Genomic DNA, 14868 nt, shown 5'->3' on the forward strand with positions numbered 1-14868 from the left:
GTTTCTGGACGTATTACTTCCTGAAGTCGGTTTTCTGGCGTTGTTGTTAAGTCTCGGGGTCAATGTTTTGACCCCGTTGATGAGCTTCGTGGGAGTGCGGTTGCGCTGGCCTGCCATGATGCGGCTCACCAGCATTGGCATTCTGGCGCAGTTCACACTCCTGCTGCTCGCCTTTGGCGTACTGACGTATTGTTTTCTCATCAGCGATTTCTCGGTCATTTATGTCGCACAACATAGCTACAGCCTGCTGTCGTGGGAACTCAAACTGGCGGCGGTGTGGGGCGGTCATGAAGGTTCGTTGCTACTTTGGGTACTGTTGCTTTCCGCCTGGAGCGCGCTGTTTGCCTGGCATTATCGGCAGCAAACCGATCCGCTATTTCCGCTGACGCTAGCCGTTTTATCTCTCATGATCGCCGCACTGCTACTGTTTGTGGTGCTGTGGTCCGATCCCTTCGTGCGGATATTCCCCCCAGCAATCGAAGGCCGCGATCTCAATCCGATGCTGCAACATCCCGGTCTTATCTTTCATCCACCGCTGCTTTACCTTGGCTATGGCGGTTTGATGGTGGCGGCGAGCGTGGCGCTGGCGAGTTTACTGTGCGGCGAGTTTGATGCGGCCAGCGCCCGAATTTGTTGGCGCTGGGCGTTACCTGGCTGGAGAGCATTAACGGCGGGGATCATCCTCGGTTCCTGGTGGGCCTATTGCGAACTCGGCTGGGGCGGCTGGTGGTTCTGGGATCCGGTGGAAAACGCCTCTTTATTACCCTGGCTTTCTGCTACCGCGCTGCTGCACAGTTTATCCCTGACACGCCAGCGGGGGATTTTCCGCCACTGGTCGCTGCTGCTGGCGATCGTTACTCTGATGCTGTCGCTGCTGGGGACGTTGATTGTCCGTTCTGGCATTCTGGTTTCGGTTCATGCGTTCGCGCTGGATAACGTCCGCGCCGTGCCGTTGTTCAGCCTGTTTGCGCTGATTAGCCTTGCGTCTCTGGCTCTGTATGGCTGGCGAGCGCGGGACGGTGGCCCGGCGGTGCGTTTTTCAGGGTTATCGCGAGAAATGTTAATCCTCGCTACGCTGTTGCTGTTTTGCGCGGTGCTACTGATCGTGCTGGTGGGAACGCTTTATCCGATGATTTACGGCTTGCTGGGCTGGGGACGCCTCTCCGTTGGCGCACCGTATTTTAACCGCGCGACGTTACCGTTTGGTCTGTTGATGCTGGTGGTGATTGTGCTGGCGACGTTTGTCTCTGGCAAACGCGCGCAGCTTCCGGCGCTGCTGGCGCATGCGGGCGTGCTGTTATTTGCCGCGGGGATCGTGGTTTCCAGCGTCAGCCGTCAGGAGATCAGCCTGAATTTACAGCCGGGGCAGCAGGTAAAACTGGCAGGATACACCTTCCGGTTTGAGCGCCTCGATCTGCAAGCCAAAGGCAATTACACCAGCGAAAAAGCGATAGTGGCACTGTTTGACCATCAGCAACGTATTGGTGAATTAACGCCGGAGCGGCGTTTCTATGAAGCACGCCGTCAGCAAATGATGGAGCCGTCAATTCGCTGGAACGGCATCCATGACTGGTATGCGGTCATGGGCGAGAAAACCGGAGCGGATCGTTACGCTTTTCGTTTGTATGTACAAAGCGGTGTGCGCTGGATCTGGGGGGGAGGATTGTTGATGATTACAGGCGCATTGTTAAGCGGATGGCGGGGGAGGAAGCGCGATGAATAAAGGGTTTCTCACTTTGCTGCTGCTATTTACCTGTTTTGCGCACGCTCAGGTCGTAGACACCTGGCAATTCGCCAATCCGCAACAACAGCAACAGGCGTTAAATATTGCCAGCCAGTTACGCTGCCCGCAGTGCCAGAATCAGAACTTACTGGAATCCAACGCGCCAGTGGCGGTCAGTATGCGCCATCAGGTTTACAGCATGGTGGCGGAGGGGAAAAGTGAAGTCGAAATCATTGGCTGGATGACCGAACGCTACGGAGATTTTGTTCGCTATAACCCACCGTTAACTGGTCAGACGCTGGTGTTGTGGGCGCTGCCAGTGGTGTTGTTACTGCTGATGGCACTGATCCTCTGGCGAGTAAGGGCGAAGCGATGAAACAGCCTCAAATACCGGTGAACATGCTGACAACACTCACGATTTTGACGGTATTTCTCTATGTCGGCAGTTATCTGTTAAGTCCAAAATGGCAGGCGGTACGTGCGGAGTATCAGCGTCAGCGCGATCCGCTACATCAGTTTGCCAGCCAGCAAACCCCGGAAGCGCAGCTTCAGGCATTGCAGGATAAAATCCGCGCCAATCCACAAAACAGTGAACAGTGGGCGTTGCTGGGCGAGTACTATCTGTGGCAAAACGATTACAGCAATTCGCTGCTGGCGTACCGTCAGGCGTTGCAACTACGTGGTGAGAACGCTGAACTGTATGCGGCGCTGGCGACGGTGCTTTATTACCAGGCCAGCCAGCATATGACCGCCCAGACTCGCGCAATGATCGACAAAGCCCTCGCGCTGGACAGTAATGAAATCACCGCCCTGATGCTGCTGGCTTCAGATGCGTTTATGCAGGCGAATTACGCGCAAGCCATCGAACTATGGAAAAAAGTGATGGATCTAAACTCACCACGAGTTAACCGAACACAGCTGGTTGAGTCGATTAATATGGCAAAACTGCTGCAGCGGCGAGCGGATTAATCATTCAGTGTTGAAGATTATGTTATTGAGATGTGTAAAAAATAATCGAATGAACACATGCAAAAAATAATCACCAATCAGTATTATTGCAAATTAAACAAATAAAAATCCTTTCATAACAAATAGTTATTCATTAATTTTGCCATAAAGTCGCGTTATTATGCATTAATGCAGCGAAAAGCTCTGTTGTTAAAGGGTTGCGCGACATACCGCGCAAATGATACTGATCATAAGCGTTAAAAAAATCCACAAACCAACGCAACACAATCCATACCCTGCAGTTTATAACGTTCTTACGTTTTTGAACGGGGAACGGCGTTCCACTGAGGAAGTCAATCGTATGAAAAATATAAAAATCAGCCTTGCCTGGCAGATACTCATTGCTATGGTGCTGGGCATTCTCCTGGGAAGTTACCTGCATTATCATAGCGACAGCCGTGACTGGTTAGTCGTTAATTTTCTCTCCCCGGCAGGTGATATCTTTATCCACCTGATTAAAATGATCGTTGTGCCGATCGTGATTTCCACGCTGGTGGTCGGTATCGCGGGTGTCGGCGATGCCAAGCAGCTTGGGCGAATTGGCGCGAAAACCATTATCTACTTTGAGGCGATCACCACTGTCGCCATCATCCTGGGGATCACCCTGGCGAACGTCTTCCAGCCTGGAGCAGGGGTCGATATGTCACAGCTGGCGACTGTCGATATCTCGAAATATCAGAGCACCACGGAAGCGGTACAAAGCAGTTCTCACGGTATTATGGGGACGATTTTGTCGCTGGTGCCGACGAACATTGTGGCATCGATGGCGAAAGGCGAAATGCTGCCAATCATCTTCTTCTCGGTGCTGTTTGGTCTGGGGCTTTCCTCCCTGCCCGCGGCGCATCGCGAACCGCTGGTGACCGTGTTCCGCTCCATCTCTGAAACCATGTTTAAAGTGACGCACATGGTGATGCGCTATGCCCCAGTGGGGGTGTTCGCGCTGATTGCGGTGACGGTGGCTAACTTTGGTTTCTCTTCTCTGTGGCCACTGGCGAAACTGGTGCTGCTGGTGCATTTCGCCATTCTGTTCTTCGCGCTGGCGGTGTTGGGAATTGTGGCGCGCCTGTGCGGGTTAAGTGTCTGGATCTTGATTCGTATTCTGAAAGATGAGTTGATTCTGGCGTACTCCACTGCCAGCTCAGAAAGCGTACTGCCGCGAATTATTGAGAAGATGGAAGCCTACGGCGCCCCGGCATCGATCACCAGTTTCGTGGTGCCGACCGGTTACTCTTTTAACCTCGATGGTTCGACGCTGTATCAAAGTATTGCGGCTATCTTCATCGCGCAGTTGTATGGCATTGACCTGTCCATCTGGCAGGAAATTATTCTGGTGCTGACGCTGATGGTGACCTCGAAAGGGATTGCTGGCGTGCCGGGCGTGTCGTTTGTGGTGCTGCTGGCGACGCTGGGCAGCGTAGGTATTCCGCTGGAAGGTCTGGCGTTTATTGCTGGTGTTGACCGTATCCTCGACATGGCACGTACCGCGCTGAACGTAGTGGGTAATGCGCTGGCGGTGCTGGTGATTGCCAAGTGGGAACACAAATTTGACCACAAAAAAGCGATGGCCTACGAGCGTGAAGTGCTGGGCAAATTTGATAAGACTGCGGATCAGTAATTGAAGATTGCCGGGGACATCCACCCGGCAATGTGTGGATGCCTGATGCGACGCTTACCGCGTCTTATCAGGGCTACCTTAACCATTGGTTAATTTTTCAAACTCTTCACACCCGGTATCAAACCCTTCCATACAGCTCAGGTTCAACCAGTGCAGCGCCTTCTGTTTGTTCTTCTCGATAAAACCTTCTTCACCGTTTAAGAACATCATTCCTGCCCAGTACTCGGAATAACCGGTACGGGAAATCGCAGAGCTACGCTTGAAATACCAGGTCGCTTTCTCATCATCGGCCTTAATGCCTATGCCGTTGGCGTAAATCAAACCAAGCAGCATCTGGGCATCGACGGCGGAGTCGTTCTCCAGATCTTCCGAGGCGTTTTCTAACAGCGAAATCGCCTTCGGATAATCCGGTTTACCTGCCTGAGTATTCACCAGAATATGTGCCAGCGTCACTTCACCTTCTTTACTGCCCGCTTGCGCTGCTTTTTCGGCGAGAATTTTTGCTTGTGGATAGTCCAGACTGACCGGATTGGTGATTTTAATCTGCGCCAACAGCGCGCAGGCATCGGCATCACCACTGTCGGCGGCTTTCTGTGCCCAATATTCGGCTTTGCTCAAATCGCCGGAGCTAAACCAGCTGTCGGCAAGAAAATATTGTGCGCGTCTGTCTCCGGCCTCTGCCGCCTTTACATACTGGCTGCCAGGCTCAGAGTCATTCGCGTGGGCAAAGAATGTCAAAAACAACATCAATGCGATAATTTTTTTCATTTTGATAATACGATTGGGTAGGGTGTATCCAGTATAAAGAGTTCGAATGGATAAAAAAACAGCCTCCCAGAGGAGGCTGTAGAAGGGACTTATTTACGCCAGTGCCGCTTCGCGCAGGCGAGTTTTCAACTTGTTGTACTCGTCAATCACGTACTGCTCGGCGGCGCGCTGATCGGCGATCGGCTCGACGCGCACGGCGCAGTATTTGTATTCCGGCGTTTTGGTAATCGGGCTTAAGTTCTCGGTAACCAGCTCGTTACAGGCGCCAATCCACCACTGGTAGGTCATGTAAATCGCCCCTTTGTTAGGACGATCGCTGACCTGCGCACGGGTGATAATTTTGCCTTTACGCGAGTGCACCCAAACCAATGCCTCATCTTCAATACCCAGACGCTTGGCGTCTTCGGTATTGATTTGTGCGTAGCCAGGTTCATCAGCCAGCGCTGCCAGTGCCGCACAGTTACCGGTCATCGAACGGCAAGAGTAGTGGCCAACTTCACGCACCGTTGACAGTACCATCGGGTACTCGTCGGTGAGTTTGTCGATTGGCGCTACCCAGTCGCAGGTGAAGAACTGCGCCAGACCGTTCGGGGTATCAAACTTCTCTTTAAACAGATAAGAAGTCCCCTGATCGGCATCTGACGTATCGCGGCAAGGCCACTGAATGAAGCCCAGTTCGCCCATTTTCTCGTAAGTCGCACCGTAGAAATCCGGGCACAGATGACGCAACTCGTCCCAGATCTCCTGGGTGTTGTTGTAGTGCATCGGATAACCCATACGGGTGGCGATTTCACTGATAATCTGCCAGTCCGTTTTCAGATCCCACTTCGGTTCAACCGCCTTGAAGAAACGCTGGAAGCCACGGTCAGCCGCAGTATAGACACCTTCATGCTCGCCCCACGACGTTGACGGTAATATGACATCCGCCGCCGACGCGGTTTTGGTCATAAAGATGTCCTGAACGATGACCAGTTCCAGATCTTCAAAGGCTTTACGGACTGCCGACAGTTCCGCATCCGTTTGCAGCGGATCTTCGCCCATAATGTACGCGGCACGCACTTCGCCATGCGCTGCGCGGTGCGGCAGCTCGCTGATGCGATAGCCGGTATGAGCAGGCAGGCTTTCTACGCCCCAGGCTTTGGCGAATTTCTCGCGGTTAGCCGGATCTTTCACGTACTGGTATCCCGGATACGTATCCGGCAGCGCGCCCATATCACAGGCGCCCTGCACGTTGTTCTGACCACGAACCGGGTTAACACCCGCATGCGGCTTACCGAGGTTACCGGTCAGCATCGCGAGGCTGGTCAGAGAACGGACGGTTTCCACGCCCTGATAGAACTGGGTCACACCCATGCCCCACAGAATAGATGCGCTTTCCGCCTGGGCATACATCCGCGCCGCCTGACGAATCTCACTGGCGCTAACGCCGGTGATATCTTCAACCGACTCCGGCGTGTAGCCTTCAACGATTTTACGATACTCTTCAAAGCCCTCTGTGCGAGAAGCGACGAACGCTTTGTCGTACAGATTTTCTTCAATAATGACATGGCCCATCGCATTCAACAGCGCGATGTTCGAGCCGTTTTTCAGTGCGATGTGCATGTCAGCAATGCGCGCGGTTTCAATTTTGCGCGGATCGCAGACGATAATTTTCGCCCCGTTACGTTTAGCGTTAATCACGTGATTCGCCACGATAGGGTGGGAATCCGCCGGGTTGTACCCGAAAACGAACACTAAATCGGTATTATCAATTTCGTTAATGGCATTGCTCATTGCGCCGTTACCGACCGATTGGTGCAGACCTGCAACCGATGGGCCGTGTCAGACGCGAGCGCAGCAGTCAACGTTATTGGTACCAATAACGGCGCGCGCAAATTTTTGCATTACATAGTTGGTTTCGTTACCCGTACCACGCGAGGAGCCTGTCGTCTGGATGGCATCCGGACCGTACTTCTCTTTGATGGCGCTCAGGCGCTCGGCAACGTAATTCAGTGCCTCATCCCAGGAAACAGGTTCGAGTTTGCCGCCACGCTGGCGACGGATCATGGGGGTTTTCAGGCGCGGGGTCAGGATCTGGGTATCGTTAATAAAATCCCAGCCATAATAACCCTTCAGACACAGAGTACCCTGGTTGGTTTTCCCCTGTGCTGCCTCCGCCCGGACGATTTTGCCGTTATCGACGACCAGGTTGATTTTGCAACCTGATGCGCAATATGGGCAAACCGTGACGACTTTTTTCATCAGTCTCGCTCCAGTTAATCAAATCACGCATACGCGCTCTCGACCACAGTATGCATCTTTTATGCCACATTTTATTTGAGGCTATTCCCTGATATTACGGGCACTATTTATTCAAAACTCTGACGAAAAACAGGCTGTCGTCAGTTTTGACGTGACGAAACGAAATACCGCGTGACAGCCATCACGCGGCAGACATTTTATTTTTTCTCAACGACGGGAGCCGCCTGATACCCGCCGCCCAGTGATTTCATCAACTGAATACTTTGAATCACACGGCGGCTGTCCAGCATCAGTAATGACATCTCTTCGGAAAGCACCGGCAACTGAGCTTCGGTGGCCAGTAAACGGCTGGTTAGACCGCGTTGGTAGGCGGCGTCGGCGGCACGCTGGGTGAAGCGGGTTGCTTCTACGCGTTCTGCCTGCATCTCCCGCTCGTCGTTGAGCGTTTGCAGACGCGTGCCATTGACTGCAACGTCGCGCACCGCGTTCAGTACTGACTGGTTGTAACGTTCAATCATCATGTTGCTGGCGGCGCGAGTGCCTTCGAGATTGGCATTCAACCGTCCACCGTCAAACAGCGGCAATTTCAGACCCGGGATGAAGTTGAACTGGCGACTGGTTTTTTTGAATAAGGTATCCAGGTGGATGGAGTCCAGACCGAAAAACGCTTTGATATCAAAGCTCGGATAGAACAACGCCCGCGCGGAATCTACCTGATCTAATGACGCCTGAACATACCAACGCATGGCTTGCAGATCCGGGCGCCTGGCGAGCAACTCATAAGAGAGTGTCGCCGGAATACCGGTCTGTACTTGCGGTAATGCCACCGACTTGATCTCCGGCATATCGCTGGCTCCCGCGCCAATCAATGCACGCAGAGATTCTCGCGTTTCGGTGATTTGCCCTTTGACGGCAGCAATTTGTTTATCGACGGCCAGAATCTGCGCCCGCGCGCCGTGGAAAGGCACTTGCGCTTCCAGACCGTGCGCCACTTTGCTCTGGTGCGCTCTCACCGCGTAATCAATCACATCGCGAGTTTGCTCTAACAGATCAAGCATCTGGTAGCTGGCCTGCATGCTGTAATAAAGCTGCGCTACGCCAGTGGTCAGCGATAGCTCTACTGCTGCGGTTTCTGCCAGCGCGGCATTATGCGCGCCAATGGCGGCGGCAACCGCCGAGCGATGCACACCCCACAAATCAAGATCCAATCCGGCAAACAAACCTACTGTGGCTTCCGTATAGTACGGCCCGTCCATACCCAGTGCTGGCGCATCCATTGAATAAGGGCTTAAAAAACCGTTCGCCGAGACACGTTGGCGGTTGAGCATCCCTATCGCCGCCACCTGCAATTGTGAACCGGCATCTAACAGGTCGGCCTGTGATTGCGCTTTTTCTTCCCGCAGTTTCGCTTCGGCAAGCGTGTGTGAACCTTGCAACGTGTGCTGGATCAGGGCATCCAGTTGCGGGTCGTTAAATTGTTTCCACCACTGCGCCTGCGGCCAGCCGGAACTGGCCAGATGAATATCATCGGCAAGTTTGATTTGTTCCGGTTTGAGCTGTTGATGAGGCGCAGAATCCTTGCGTACCAGGGCACAGCCGGAAATCAGCGTCGTGCTGCCGAGAATGCTGCACAACAGCAGACGTGAAAGTTGACGATTGATCATTGTGTGGCTCCTTGTGCCTGTTCCGTGGCGGGCGTTAATGCCGGGGCTGTCCAGTCTGGCAAGCGGGCGAAAAGCTGGCAGACGTGTTGCTCCTGTTTTAATAAGGTGGGCAGGATGGCCTGCGAGGCAGGTGTTTCTTCAAGCGTTATTTGAGGAGAACGGCTGAGTGCAGTTGCCAGACCGGCGGCGTATTTCTCCAGTGCGTCGGCAAACTGGCCTGCTCTGTCCGGCTGTAGTGCGTTATCCAGCGCCTGCGCCGAGTTCCAGGTCGCATCCCAGGCGTGAAGAATGTCGCGTCCCTGACGAATAACCGTTTGCGAACGTTCAATCAGTAATGCGCGTTCTTCGCTGTCCAGTTGACGCTCCAGCGCCACGCGTTGGCACATCTCTTCACAGGCATTAAACGCCGCATGCAGACCTATGCGAATTTGCAGATAAGTGCTCAGAGCCGTGGCTTCCTGCTGGCGTGGGATCCGCATTACCTTACTTAACATACCCAGCGCACCAGCCAGTTTTTGCGGCAGCGTGCGCGCTTCGCTTTCAGGCCAGACAAAGGTGTAAATCACCGCTGACACCACAGTACCAATGATGATACCCAGGGCGCGATCGCGAATTTCCACCAGGTCGTACACCGGGCCAAAAACGTTTTCGAGCGTGGCGAGCGCGAAGGTGACCACCATCTGTGTGCCGATATAAGAAGAACGTTCGGAGCTGGTGGCAATCCATGCGCCCAACAGGAAAATCGGTGCCAGCACAAACAGCAATTCGACAATATTGTCCAGCCAGGGCATGACCAGTAGTGTAAATAACAGCGCCAGAATCGCGCCGCAAAAAGCCCCGCCAAAACGCAGCACCATCTTCTGGTACGACGAACCGACGTTCGGGTTAGCGACGATCACGCAGGTCAGCATACAGGTGTGAATGCCTTCCCAGTCCACGCCGCTGTAGAAGGTGTAACAGATCAAACAGGCGAGCAGCGTTTTTACCGCGTAGCGCATATAGTCTGGATTGGTAAAAGCATCGGCGACCATTGACGGCGGTTTGGCTGCGGGCGTTGGCGGCGTATTCGGGTCCATCTGACCCAGTTGCAATAACGTCTGGCAGATATTCTCCAGGTTACATTCCCGTGCCGCCATCGCTTCATCTTCACTAAGTCGCCAGTCGCTTTGCCAGCACTGACCTTTGGCAATGGCATGTCGCAGCTTGTTGATTTCTGAGGCTAATTTTTGCCGAAATTCAATGATTGCCTGAGAATCAGCAAAAGAGGTGGGATCGTAGCGATTCAGCGTCGAGTAAATGTAGGTTACCGTTGCCACGCAGCTTTGCCGCCATGCGCTTTGAGTTCGCCAGTTGGCATCGTCCGCGAGACAAAAGACATTGAGTTTTTGCAGCGCCAGCGCCTCTCTTTCAATCCGCGTTTCGGGTAGCGGTGCGAGGCTGTCTGTCAGGTGACCAATGGCATCATCAAGCCGATCATTAAGCGCCTGATGCATTTGCGTAATGGCACGACTGGGAAACCACAGCACGCCGATTAACGTCATCAGCAAGGTTGGATAGAGGCCAACAACGATACACCACAGCGTTAAGCGCACGACCACTTCCGGATAGTCGAGCATGGCGGGGAAGGTTTGCCCGTAAATAGCGACAATGGCGACGGCGAAAAAGACCAGCCCCAGCCGATGGGTGCGCATCAAAAACATGCAGCCCATCAGGATCGGTCCGGCGATGATCAATCGGATCAACGGTTCGCCGTAGGACCATTTGTAGATCAAAAACAGGCTGGCGATCTCCAGCACCGTGGCGACCACAAACAAGATCGCCACAAATTTGGTATAAAACGCGTTCGACTGAATACCGTAAAACAGCACTGCCAGCGATAACGCCACAAAAGGGATCTCAAAGGTCATCGAGATCAGAATCACCAGCAGGCAGCCTACCCAGAGTTGCACGGTCTGCGGCACGCGGCCTGGTCGCCGCTCGCTTAACTCTTCATGAAAGAACGCCAGCAGCCTGACCACCGGTAATGGCAGGGAGTTGAGCGCGCTCATTATTGCGGCTCAAGATTAGCGACTGCCGAAGCACCGATGCGGAACATTTCCGGATCGGGTTTATCAACCATGATTTTGACCGGAAAACGCTGGGCGACGCGGACCCAGTTAATAGACCGAGACACTTTCGGCAGGCCGCCCAGCACCAGGCCGCCGTCATCCGGTAGCACGCCGTAGCCAATCGAATCCACTTTACTCTCGAAGGTTTTGCCGCTGTCGCTCATCAGGCGAATCGTTGCGGGTGTACCGGCATGAATGTTTTTCAAATCGGTTTCGCGGAAGTTGGCGATAACGTACCAGTGACGAGTGTCGATTAGGGTGAAAATAGGGCGCATGGCAGAAGCAAATTGCCCGACGGAGGTTTTGAGGGAAATGACCCGGCCATCAAACGGCGCGCGAACGGTTGCCATTTCCAGATGCAGTTTCGTCAGCGCGATATCCGCTTCGACTGCCGCACGCTGGGCAACTAATGCATCGACGCCGCTGACGGCGCTGGCGGCTGACTGCGCCTGCAACAATACGGCATTAAGATCCGCTTCTGCGGCGCGCTGCGCCGTTCTTGCACGGTCAACGTCTTCCGCTGAGACAAAACCTTCTTTCAGTAATGGCTCGGTGCGGCGTAATGTATCGCTGGCCTGTTTTGCAGCGGCACGGGCTTTTTCTACCGTGGCATTAACCGAGTCGGCACCAAACTGTTGCGCGTCAACGCTACGCTGGGTGAGCATAATTTGCTTATCCAGCGCCGCGAGGGAGGCTTCAGCTTTCGCCAGATTGGCTTCGTACGGGCGCGGGTCGATGCGGAACAGCAAATCGCCCTGTTTCACCGCCTGGTTGTCGGTGACCGCCAGTTCTACAATGCGACCGCTGACTTCCGGCACCACATCAATGGTATCTGCTGACGCGTAAGCGTCATTAGTTGATGGCGCACTGTCTACGCGCCAGATAACGAAAACAAGGGCAACCAGCGCCAGCGCAACCACTAACAGAGCAGGGAATTTACTGCGAGGAGCTTTTTTCGGCGTACTTTCCATGAGCGCGTCTCAAATAGATTAGAAAAATGCCAGCCAGAACAGCATGGCGTAGAGAGCAAAAAGGGCGGTATAAATAATTCCGACAAATGCCAGATTGATATTTGTCCGCTGAATAATTCGCCTCGTGATGAGCGTCAAAATAAGGCTGGCAATAGCGCAGAAAAACCAGCTGGGATAATAAGCGCCGATCACCGGGATTGCCGGAGATAATGAACATCCCGAAACCATGAAGACGGGAATTATCCAGGCTGTTTTTTTGAGTTGCATCGCCATGCGAGAGAGAACTGTTGGCATATTAAATACATCCTGTCTGCTGCGAACAATATCTGTAGTGAATATCAATATCCATTGAAGGCGTCAGTATGGCTATTTTCTCGATGAATAAAAATAGCTTTATTCAGCCACCGCATTCATAACTTATATATTTTATGTATTAATTGGTTGTATGTATTTTTAAAATAAATACTTTTGGGGGCTTAAGCGCCCCCAAAAGCGAGTGGCATTAATTTGGAGTTACGATATTCACCCACAAATCGAAATTATCCAGACAGGCAATAATTTCTTCCAGTTTCGCGCCATTGCCAATAATTTTGGCTTTCTTCGCTTTTACCAGATCCGCCATTTTGGCTTGTCCGGTCAGCACGGCGTGCAGATCTTCACGGCTGATATAGAAAGAGGCGTTGGCTTGCGGTTGCAGTGTTTTACGGTAGTTAAGCACGCTATCGTTCAGCGTCAGGTTGAGGTTATCGCCGTTGCTCATATTGAAGTTCAGGCTGATATTTTTACCCGCGGCTTTCGCGCTATCGAGGCGAACGGCCATAAAGTCGAACAGCATTTCGACCGACATTCCGCGAATGGTGTCCGGGGAACCGGTGGTGCCGTGGCTGAACTTATGTACCCCTTCGCGCAGTTCTTTCGCGCCGGTCAGGTAGAAACCGCGCCAGGTAGCGGACTCGGCCTGATAGCCCAGCTGTTCAAAGTTATTCGCTTGCAGATTCTTCGCCACCTGGTCACCCGGGTTGGCGGCGATCACCTGTTTCAGCAACTCTGCGGACCAGCGATAATCACCTTGCTTGTTCGCTTCTTTCGCCAGGTTGATGACACGGGCAGAACCGCCCAGCGCCTGCACATAACGTTTACCCATCTCCACCTGACCATACGGATGCAGGTTAGCCGGGTTACCGTCGTAATAGCCAAGATAGAAGTTATACACCGCGCGGGCGTTGTGGCTGACAGAACCGTAATAGCCGCGGCTGGCCCAGTTATTGGCAAGCGCAGGTGGCAGCTTAATCATGTCGCCGATTTCATTCATGGTGTAGCCCTGGTTCGCCAGGTGCAGGGTCTGGTCGTGAATGTACTTGATAGTATCGCGATATTTACCAATATAATCATTGATATGCTTATTGCCCCAGACCGGCCAGGTGTGCGGCATAAACAGTACTTCCGCGTCGTTACCCCACATATCCAGCGTTTCGTTCAGATACTCGGTCCACTTGCTGGTGTCGCGGGTTTTCGCGCCGCGCAAAGTGTAGAAGTTGTGCAGGGTATGCGTGGCGTTCTCGGCGGTACACAGGGCTTTCAGGGCCGGAATATAGAAGTGCATTTCGGCTGGCGCTTCGCTGCCTGGGGTCATCAGGAAGTCAAACTCCAGGCCGTCGATAATCATCTTCTCGCCAGTTCTGACGATAGTTTTAGTCGGTGCAATAATGCTCGGGTCGCCCGTTGCCAGCGTCACACCGAGGCCGTTGCCTACGTTGCCTTGCGCGTTGTGCGGCAGTAACAGACCGTAAGAGTAGAGCGCACGGCGGCTCATGATGTTCCCCGCCAGCACGTTTTCGCTGATGGCTTCGTCCATAAAACCAGCTGGGGCAATCACCTGAACTTTGCCGGATTTCACATCGGCTTCAGAGATAATACCTTTCACGCCACCATAGTGGTCGGCGTGGCTGTGAGTGTAGATAACGGCAACAATCGGTTTTTGCGGACGATGCTGGAAGTAAAGGTCAAGTGCGGCTTTTGCGGCAGGCGGCGTCACCAGCGGGTCGATAACAATAATGCCTTTCTCGCCCTCAACGAATGTAATGTTAGAGATATCCTGGCCGCGCACCTGATACATTCTATCGGTGACTTTAAACAGGCCAGAAATACCGTTGATCTGCGACTGACGCCACAGGCTGGGGTTTACGGTTTCCGGCGCAGCGGCATTAATATCAAATTTGTAATCGTCTGCGCGGTAGTAAACTTTACCGTTCGCATCACGCAGAATACCTTCATCCAGCAGCGGGGCGATAAATCCACGCTGGGCATCGTCAAAATCCTGACGATCGCTAAACGGTAATGATTTGGCGTAATTCTGATTAACCTGCTGGGTATATTGAGTGGCGCCTTTCGCTTCATCTGTTGCGTAAGCGGTATTTATCATCATGCCGCTGACGGCGGTTAAGGCAATAACAATCCTGCTCAAACGGAATAACCGAGAGTTATTCATATAAATCTCCATTTATCATTTATGTCGTAAATATGTAATCCATGCAAAATACGTCATTTAAAGCTGGCGTTATCATAATTGGGAATTTGCGACTTTAATAAGTGGAAGTGTGAGCGGAACGAGCCATTTTATTAGGCATTTGTGCTGAAGAGGGAAAATTACGGCATATTTATTATTGTCATCAATAATGTGACCTAACTTATGTTTTTATTATATATATTGCTTTTCTCTTTCACTTCGGCAAGAAGTCCGCACAATGATTAATCAGGTGAATAATTCGGA

11 protein-coding genes are annotated in these 14868 nt (G+C 52.7%); 4 read left to right on the plus strand and 7 right to left on the minus strand.

The window, feature by feature from the left end; translation table 11 throughout:
* Positions 1 to 4 precede the first annotated feature (4 nt).
* The 4 genes from D9738_RS02350 to gltP all read left to right on the plus strand — a co-directional run bounded on the left by D9738_RS02350 (position 5) and on the right by gltP (position 4346).
* A complete protein-coding gene (locus D9738_RS02350; protein WP_130259476.1) occupies positions 5 to 1723 on the plus strand; it encodes a heme lyase CcmF/NrfE family subunit in 1719 nt (572 codons plus the stop codon).
* The gene (gene nrfF, locus D9738_RS02355; protein ID WP_130259477.1) at positions 1716 to 2099 is read left to right on the plus strand and encodes a heme lyase NrfEFG subunit NrfF; all 384 of its coding nucleotides are present in this window, start codon (positions 1716 to 1718) and stop codon (positions 2097 to 2099) included. Before D9738_RS02350 ends, nrfF begins: the two co-directional genes overlap by 8 nt.
* Entirely contained in the window at positions 2096 to 2692 is a 597-nt protein-coding gene (nrfG, locus tag D9738_RS02360; protein WP_130259478.1) for a heme lyase NrfEFG subunit NrfG, read from the plus strand. Before nrfF ends, nrfG begins: the two co-directional genes overlap by 4 nt.
* 340 nt (positions 2693 to 3032) lie before the next feature.
* Positions 3033 to 4346 carry a glutamate/aspartate:proton symporter GltP gene (gene gltP, locus D9738_RS02365; RefSeq protein WP_130205847.1) on the plus strand — a complete coding sequence of 438 codons (1314 nt, stop codon included), beginning with the start codon at positions 3033 to 3035 and terminating at the stop codon, positions 4344 to 4346.
* Positions 4347 to 4424: 78 nt separating this feature from the next.
* Here gltP and yjcO read toward each other — a convergent pair whose 3' ends face one another.
* The 7 genes from yjcO to yjcS all read right to left on the minus strand — a co-directional run bounded on the left by yjcO (position 4425) and on the right by yjcS (position 14586).
* Positions 4425 to 5114, minus strand: coding sequence for a Sel1 family TPR-like repeat protein YjcO (gene yjcO / locus D9738_RS02370; protein ID WP_064525643.1), 690 nt, complete (start codon positions 5112 to 5114; stop codon positions 4425 to 4427).
* A 93-nt stretch (positions 5115 to 5207) separates the two neighbouring features.
* On the minus strand, positions 5208 to 7355 hold the full coding sequence (gene fdhF, locus D9738_RS02375; protein ID WP_077629246.1) for a formate dehydrogenase subunit alpha: 2148 nt from the start codon (positions 7353 to 7355) through the stop codon (positions 5208 to 5210).
* Between the two features lie 197 nt (positions 7356 to 7552).
* Positions 7553 to 9019: a multidrug efflux transporter outer membrane subunit MdtP gene (gene mdtP, locus D9738_RS02380; protein WP_130205853.1), complete on the minus strand. Its 1467-nt coding sequence runs from the start codon at positions 9017 to 9019 to the stop codon at positions 7553 to 7555.
* Positions 9016 to 11067, minus strand: a complete 2052-nt coding sequence (mdtO, locus tag D9738_RS02385) for a multidrug efflux transporter permease subunit MdtO (RefSeq protein WP_130259479.1) — start codon at positions 11065 to 11067, stop codon at positions 9016 to 9018. The genes mdtP and mdtO overlap by 4 nt, the downstream gene beginning before the upstream one ends.
* Positions 11067 to 12098 carry a multidrug efflux transporter periplasmic adaptor subunit MdtN gene (mdtN, locus tag D9738_RS02390; RefSeq protein ID WP_130259480.1) on the minus strand — a complete coding sequence of 344 codons (1032 nt, stop codon included), beginning with the start codon at positions 12096 to 12098 and terminating at the stop codon, positions 11067 to 11069. The genes mdtO and mdtN overlap by 1 nt, the downstream gene beginning before the upstream one ends.
* An 18-nt stretch (positions 12099 to 12116) precedes the next feature.
* Positions 12117 to 12392, minus strand: a complete 276-nt coding sequence (locus tag D9738_RS02395; protein WP_001308208.1) for a YtcA family lipoprotein — start codon at positions 12390 to 12392, stop codon at positions 12117 to 12119.
* Between the two features lie 208 nt (positions 12393 to 12600).
* Positions 12601 to 14586 (minus strand): alkyl sulfatase YjcS, encoded by a 1986-nt coding sequence (yjcS, locus tag D9738_RS02400; RefSeq protein ID WP_130259481.1) that lies wholly within the window; start codon positions 14584 to 14586, stop codon positions 12601 to 12603.
* Between the last annotated feature and the right edge of the window lie 282 nt (positions 14587 to 14868).

The organism is Escherichia sp. E10V5 (assembly GCF_004212315.1).
GTDB lineage: Bacteria > Pseudomonadota > Gammaproteobacteria > Enterobacterales > Enterobacteriaceae > Escherichia.

Bases quoted from the DNA above. Each gene is read 5' to 3' on its own strand.
- nrfF (WP_130259477.1), top strand. From the start codon at position 1,716: ATGAATAAAGGGTTTCTCACTTTGCTGCTGCTATTTACCTGTTTTGCG.
- nrfG (WP_130259478.1), top strand. From the start codon at position 2,096: ATGAAACAGCCTCAAATACCGGTGAACATGCTGACAACACTCACGATT.
- gltP (WP_130205847.1), top strand. From the start codon at position 3,033: ATGAAAAATATAAAAATCAGCCTTGCCTGGCAGATACTCATTGCTATG.
- yjcO (WP_064525643.1), bottom strand. From the start codon at position 5,114: ATGAAAAAAATTATCGCATTGATGTTGTTTTTGACATTCTTTGCCCAC.
- mdtP (WP_130205853.1), bottom strand. From the start codon at position 9,019: ATGATCAATCGTCAACTTTCACGTCTGCTGTTGTGCAGCATTCTCGGC.
- mdtO (WP_130259479.1), bottom strand. From the start codon at position 11,067: ATGAGCGCGCTCAACTCCCTGCCATTACCGGTGGTCAGGCTGCTGGCG.
- mdtN (WP_130259480.1), bottom strand. From the start codon at position 12,098: ATGGAAAGTACGCCGAAAAAAGCTCCTCGCAGTAAATTCCCTGCTCTG.
- D9738_RS02395 (WP_001308208.1), bottom strand. From the start codon at position 12,392: ATGCCAACAGTTCTCTCTCGCATGGCGATGCAACTCAAAAAAACAGCC.
- yjcS (WP_130259481.1), bottom strand. From the start codon at position 14,586: ATGAATAACTCTCGGTTATTCCGTTTGAGCAGGATTGTTATTGCCTTA.